Raw genomic sequence first — 5,434 nt, 5'->3', positions numbered from 1 at the left:
CAGTCCCCACGTAAGACTAAAAGTCTGATCCATTGCAACTCTTTCCTAACCTGAAGAAAAAGTCACTTTGGCGAGCAAACATGTCTTAAATGGTGATGTTCAGCACTTGTTCCTCAAGATGGCCAAATATGCAGCTATGTGCCCATAGGGCCTACCAGCATTAAAGATCTGATTGAAGGTTTGCCCCTTCTGTCGAAGCCCAGTGAAGGTTCTCCTGAGTGGATTCTGGATATAGCCTTAGATGCGGCCACCAGTGCAGCTCACAGAGCGAATGAGGATTGTGGTGGGGCGTGGGTTGTCATCGATGATGGCCGTTCAGCGTTTGCGCAGTTCTTAAAACAAAGCGGGATGGGTGATCGACACTCCGAAGGCGGCTGGCGGTTGTCTCTTTGCCAGGGGCTAAGAGTGCAATCGCGCATCATCTTTGAAGAGGCGTGCCATGCCTTTGTGGAGGTGATGGAGCAACACGGCATTAAGGCGTGGGTCTACAGCTACATGGATTAAGCCCCTGAGTGACTTCTCCCAGCTCCCTTGAACAGCAGACAATCGAGACCATGACCTACAGACTTCCCAGCTTCAATGAGCGCGTTGACTATGCGCATCAAGCTTTTTTGCGCGGTGAAGACAGCCGCAAGTTCGATAATTGTTTTGAAATGTGGGATGGGGCTTTTGTGGTTACAGCCCTTATGCGGCGCAGCTTAAGCGATCCAGAACTCCGGCGAGCCATCGAAAAGGACTTTTATTCGGCTGGGCTTGCTCAATGGCAGCAAACCGCCGCCAGCCTGGCCCACATCCCCACAGACAAGCTTTCTAGCAAGGCCGCAACCCATCGGCGGCAAGTTGAAAAAAGCCCGTTCGACTTCCAGCAACAAAGCCTTTTCTAACCGATAGTTTCAGAGATTTTACATGTACACTTTCACGAAACCGACCTGTTCTGTAACCGCCATCACGTATCTGCTTGAACTGCAACGGTTGGGGCTAATGTTCCACCCTGACGACAGTCCTCAAGGCTGCGATTTTGACAGAGAGCTTCCATCAATGATGCTAGAGGTGATGGACCAGTACATGGAAGCCACTCATCACTATCTTGAAGATCCAAGCTCGATTGTCTGTGAAATTGATAAGGCACCAGTACAGCCACAGGAGCAGCCGGTGAGCCAGTCTGCGAATGTCTTATCTGTTCTTGATCTTTCGACCGATCACCTGTCACCCGAAACACTTGCAATGCTCAGCGAAAGGCCCCCTGAGACCTTTCCGCTTTATGGTGGCAACCTCATGAATGGTTTGTTTATTTCAGCCTGCAAAGATTACGATTACAGCGGAAGAAAACTGCCCATTGATTTGCTTGCTTGCCTCATGGCCGCATGGGCAAACGACTGCTCTCACATTCTTTTTGATTGCGATGGACCGATAGATGATCGATTGTGCACTTATTCTGACAGCATCCCAGACCAGTAAGCAAGTTCAAGAAAAACAAGGGAAGTTGTGAGTGAGGAGAAATCAATCTCCCCACTCACCATAGGCTTCGGTTAGCCAAAGAAGAATCGAAACACAGCAGCGATAAAGATCACCGAGGTGAGTTCAAAACAAACTTCGACTTTACCGATCCTACTGGCTTCGAGAACAAAGCGAGCTTTCATAAAGCTTTCCTTCCTCTCAGAGTGTGTGGGGACCCATAGGGTAGCCGCCGCCACACGTCAGGCCAGCTTGCCGGGAATCATTTTTCACAGTCTGCGCTCCCGACCGGCTGCGACTATTCCGTGAATTCTCAACTCAAAGTAAGTTGTCTCGCGTAAAATCAATACTGAAAAGTTGCACACATAAAACTTCATGTGCCCGAGAAGATTGCGTGTCAGTGCTGCGAGATCTGGCTTGCAAGGAAAATAGAAACGAGCTTCTTGTGAGGCGACTAAGGAGAAAGAGAAATGATTGCAGTCAAAGGAAGCAGCAGTGTTTTGTATACGCAGCTTATCTGCAAGAAGTCTGGAGAGGTGCTGGGACAAGTAAGCGGGCCAACAGAGCAAACTACGTACTGCAACAAAGTTTGGGTTGTACAACCAGATCAAGAGTTGATTGTCACAGACAAAACCGGTGTGGCTGAACCATCGAACTTTTATGGTCCAGTTCCGAAGAACTCCAACGTCTATGTTTACGGTGAATTTCTTGAAGAGGAGAAACCCACTGACATAAAACCAACTTGGGTAGGCGCTGCGGCTTGCCGTAAGGCTCCGTGCAACTCTTTCATTATGGCTACTTGTTAGAAATTAAGCGGCCTTCTTCACTTCTATTTTTCAAAGACTCTTTTTGCCATGACCGGAACTTTTGAAAGCATGGGCTATGATCCCTGTCATCCTTGGTATTATCACACCGGAGGAAAACCGCTTTACCCGAAGCAGATTAAACAGCACGTGATTGCCACGGGCTACCGTGGGTATCTGGCAAAAGAAATCGAACGCATTGACCAGAGCGCTGAACCGAAGCGCACACATGAGCTTAGAGCGATTAAGGCGACGGCTCTAACTGGGCTAAAACGTGATTTGAGCAGATACCGTGAAGTGGTGTGTGAATTGCACCAAGGAGAGGTCTTTTACGATAAGGACGATCCATACCGATCTATTGGCGACTACTGCACGAGTGTCAGTTTGAAGCACAATCATATCTATAATGGCTTCGCAATCCTCAACTACGTTGATGAATTGCTTACGCACCAGAAAGACTTGTTTGATTTGCTTTAGTGCTAACTCCGCGCATCGATTGGGACTATGCTCACAAAAGACCCGCAAGTTAGGCTTCCCCATGCCTGTGAAGCGCAGGACGGCCAGCGGCACTTGACACGTATAGAGCTGTTTTTGTCTACTAGCACGTGGATCAAGCCGCTCACTCCTGCCCCAAGCGGCGCTCAAAGAGCTGCACCGCTTGCCGGTAATGTTGGCCAGCCACCTGTACGATCAGAACTCAAAAATCTCTGTGCTCTTGCGACGAGTAGCCAGGTTCCGATGGTCGTAAATCTGAGTGGTTGTGACGCTGGCATGGCCCATGTTGTCACGAATTGTCAGGATATCGACATCACTTTCAAATTGTAAAGTGGCGTAGGTGCGTCTCAGATCATGAGCTGAACACGGTGAGATTTTGGCCTCAGCCGACAGCTTGGTTACAATGTAATGCAAGCCATCCGCGGTTAATCGATCTTCTGTGATAGCCTCCCCACGTGAAATGCCAAAGAACAGAGCTCCATGATGGGTACCACGGACCCGGTCGCACCAATCCCACAATCTGCTTTGTGCTGCCGCTGGCAAGAACGCTATTCTTTCCTTGTTTCCCTTTCCAATAAAAGTGAGCGTGCAGTTATTCCAATCAATGTGTTCGTAATCTAAATGAACCAGTTCAGCCCTGCGTAGCCCGCACATGGACAATATGCACACAATGGCAGCATCACGTAGCCCACGAATATTATGCCTCTGATCACATGTCTTCAGCATCGCAAGTAACTCATCTTTTGATAGAGCGCGCCCTTTGGCTATCTGATAACCACTAACATGCGGAAGATCTTCTTTGATTTTCCTGTAAGCATTCTCAGGCATGAGATCAGCAAGCCATGCTTCACGAGCTACACCTCGGAGTGCTGCCACTGAGTTTCGTATACTTCGCGAAGATAACCTTTTGTCTTTACGTAGATATTCAGCATATCCAATGATAGCCACACGACTTAACCTTGCCCATTCACACGTCCGCCAGGTCGCAGTATCATCTCGTGCAAACCATTTGGCTGCACTGTTCAGAACACTCGTCATCGTGCGTTTGCTGGCATCAGACTGCAGTCTGGCAAGATAAATCATTGCAGGATTTACGGTGATGCCCGGAGCAACATCAGCCTGAAGAGAGTGACGTTCCAAACGGGCAGGCAAAAATGTAGCTTTTGTGTTTGCTTTAGCCTGAGAGCTCATGAATGACTGCTTTTCGGATCTCGATCTACGAAGTTCAGGGCGCAAACAGCTGGTCTCGTGTCAGCGCAGTTTCAGCTCACTGGCGATAGAAAGTTAAGCCTTACGCCTGTCCGTGAGCCTTACTAAATTAAATATCCATTTATCGAAATAGCAGCAACAAATACGACTGATAACTTATGTAATACCTGTGAGTTGACCTACCAATACAAATGCACATTAAGAATTGTTAGCTTATGACAAAGTTTCTTTCTAGTTTTGTGCTGGTATTACAAAACTAGTACACTACGAAATATCGCCCTGCTGTCTTTGTAAACTAAAATATCGGTGTACTTACTTCATCACCTCAAACGAGACTGTCATCATAAGCTTGCTCAGCTTCAAAGACCGCATCCGCTTTACTCCCGCGATAACCACTAGCAATCTTCTCTGCGCCCCGCTTAACGATGAACGACCATAGACTGACTTCACTGTCATCTACGCACCTTTGCACCCGCATCCTAACGGCTCTGTCTCGCGGAACGCGGCCAACACCGCGCCCTTCACCGAACGCAGCCCCCTTGTCAGGTGCCCAAATGTACTTGAGCCGCCTTGAGGTAGTCGGCTTCACTTGGAACGCTGTGAGAGTGCCTACATAGCTCAGGTAGGCTTGTTGCGAGGAAATAACACCAAGCGCTTGGCTTGCCTCACCTCCAGATGCTTTCCACTCTCCCATGTGCAACACCTGCCATTGCCAAGAGAGGGCAGGGGGAGCTTTTGCTTCCTGCCACAGCATGATCACAACTTCCTTTGACCGCATTGAAGCGCCCAGGAACGCATTTGCTTTTCCCGTTACTTCTTTCCAGACAAAGCCAGGTTGCCATTGCATCTTCAGAACCATTTGTTCATTATTTGTTCTACTCTGTACTTGAATGCAAAAAGAGTCAAGAAATGCTCAGTTCAATAAATTCTTCTTCTTTCTTGCATCGCGAGTACGTAATCTGGAGATAGTTCAACAAGAACAGTTAAAAAGAGAAAACTGATGCAAATATTCGTAAATTTTCTAAAGCGCAGGTGGAACTTGCTATATCGCACTATGGGGCCAGAGGTAGATCCTGAATTCCGATCCCAAGTTGTGAAACTCTTGACAAGCCCCACGCTGATAGTTGGAGCTCTCATAGGTTTATATGTCTTAGTCTTGAAGTGGTATTCAGCAGATCCCCTGCCACTCACCGCTGTAATAACTATAGTATTTGGAGGAATTGTACTTGTTACGTGGATAATCGCCATGGCGGGAATGATACACCATGCAAACGTAGACCGCATTCGTGATCTCGAAAATAGAGATGAAGCGAGTTGAGGCTACCTCAAAAAAAAGGGGCATTAGCCCATAGGCGCTAACTTAAGCATGTAAGCTTTGGAATTTGTTGGCGTTTTCGTCTCCTTGGAGGCTCCCGTATGGTTCTCCAGAACGTGTAGCCATGAAGTGTAATGCTGCTCAAGTCCCAAACACC

General features: G+C 48.0%; 7 protein-coding genes. 5 read left to right on the top strand and 2 right to left on the bottom strand.

Annotation, left to right across the window (positions count from 1 at the left end):
• Positions 1-138 precede the first annotated feature (138 nt).
• The 5 genes from PsAD37_RS20950 to PsAD37_RS20930 all read left to right on the top strand — a co-directional run bounded on the left by PsAD37_RS20950 (position 139) and on the right by PsAD37_RS20930 (position 2,735).
• Positions 139-504 carry a hypothetical protein gene (locus PsAD37_RS20950; protein ID WP_063297792.1) on the top strand — a complete coding sequence of 122 codons (366 nt, stop codon included), beginning with the start codon at positions 139-141 and terminating at the stop codon, positions 502-504.
• 50 nt (positions 505-554) lie between these two features.
• A complete protein-coding gene (locus PsAD37_RS20945; protein WP_153039827.1) occupies positions 555-884 on the top strand; it encodes a hypothetical protein in 330 nt (109 codons plus the stop codon).
• Positions 885-906: 22 nt separating this feature from the next.
• Positions 907-1,458 (top strand): hypothetical protein, encoded by a 552-nt coding sequence (locus tag PsAD37_RS20940; protein ID WP_063297790.1) that lies wholly within the window; start codon positions 907-909, stop codon positions 1,456-1,458.
• 467 nt (positions 1,459-1,925) lie between these two features.
• The gene (locus PsAD37_RS20935) at positions 1,926-2,261 is read left to right on the top strand and encodes a hypothetical protein (RefSeq protein ID WP_063297789.1); all 336 of its coding nucleotides are present in this window, start codon (positions 1,926-1,928) and stop codon (positions 2,259-2,261) included.
• 48 nt (positions 2,262-2,309) lie between these two features.
• Positions 2,310-2,735 carry a hypothetical protein gene (locus tag PsAD37_RS20930; protein WP_063297788.1) on the top strand — a complete coding sequence of 142 codons (426 nt, stop codon included), beginning with the start codon at positions 2,310-2,312 and terminating at the stop codon, positions 2,733-2,735.
• A 213-nt stretch (positions 2,736-2,948) separates the two neighbouring features.
• Here the strand turns inward: PsAD37_RS20930 and PsAD37_RS20925 are convergent, their stop codons facing one another.
• The gene (locus PsAD37_RS20925; RefSeq protein ID WP_063297787.1) at positions 2,949-3,944 is read right to left on the bottom strand and encodes a tyrosine-type recombinase/integrase; all 996 of its coding nucleotides are present in this window, start codon (positions 3,942-3,944) and stop codon (positions 2,949-2,951) included.
• Between the two features lie 343 nt (positions 3,945-4,287).
• Entirely contained in the window at positions 4,288-4,809 is a 522-nt protein-coding gene (locus tag PsAD37_RS20920; protein WP_153039826.1) for a hypothetical protein, read from the bottom strand.
• Between the last annotated feature and the right edge of the window lie 625 nt (positions 4,810-5,434).

It is taken from the genome of Pseudovibrio sp. Ad37 (assembly GCF_001623075.1).
Taxonomy (GTDB): domain Bacteria; phylum Pseudomonadota; class Alphaproteobacteria; order Rhizobiales; family Stappiaceae; genus Pseudovibrio.
This window is presented reverse-complemented; position numbering and strand designations above follow the sequence as displayed.

Coding starts and splice junctions, on each gene's coding strand:
- PsAD37_RS20945 (WP_153039827.1), top strand. CDS start 555: ATGACCTACAGACTTCCCAGCTTCAATGAGCGCGTTGACTATGCGCAT.
- PsAD37_RS20940 (WP_063297790.1), top strand. CDS start 907: ATGTACACTTTCACGAAACCGACCTGTTCTGTAACCGCCATCACGTAT.
- PsAD37_RS20935 (WP_063297789.1), top strand. CDS start 1,926: ATGATTGCAGTCAAAGGAAGCAGCAGTGTTTTGTATACGCAGCTTATC.
- PsAD37_RS20930 (WP_063297788.1), top strand. CDS start 2,310: ATGACCGGAACTTTTGAAAGCATGGGCTATGATCCCTGTCATCCTTGG.
- PsAD37_RS20925 (WP_063297787.1), bottom strand. CDS start 3,944: ATGAGCTCTCAGGCTAAAGCAAACACAAAAGCTACATTTTTGCCTGCC.
- PsAD37_RS20920 (WP_153039826.1), bottom strand. CDS start 4,809: ATGCAATGGCAACCTGGCTTTGTCTGGAAAGAAGTAACGGGAAAAGCA.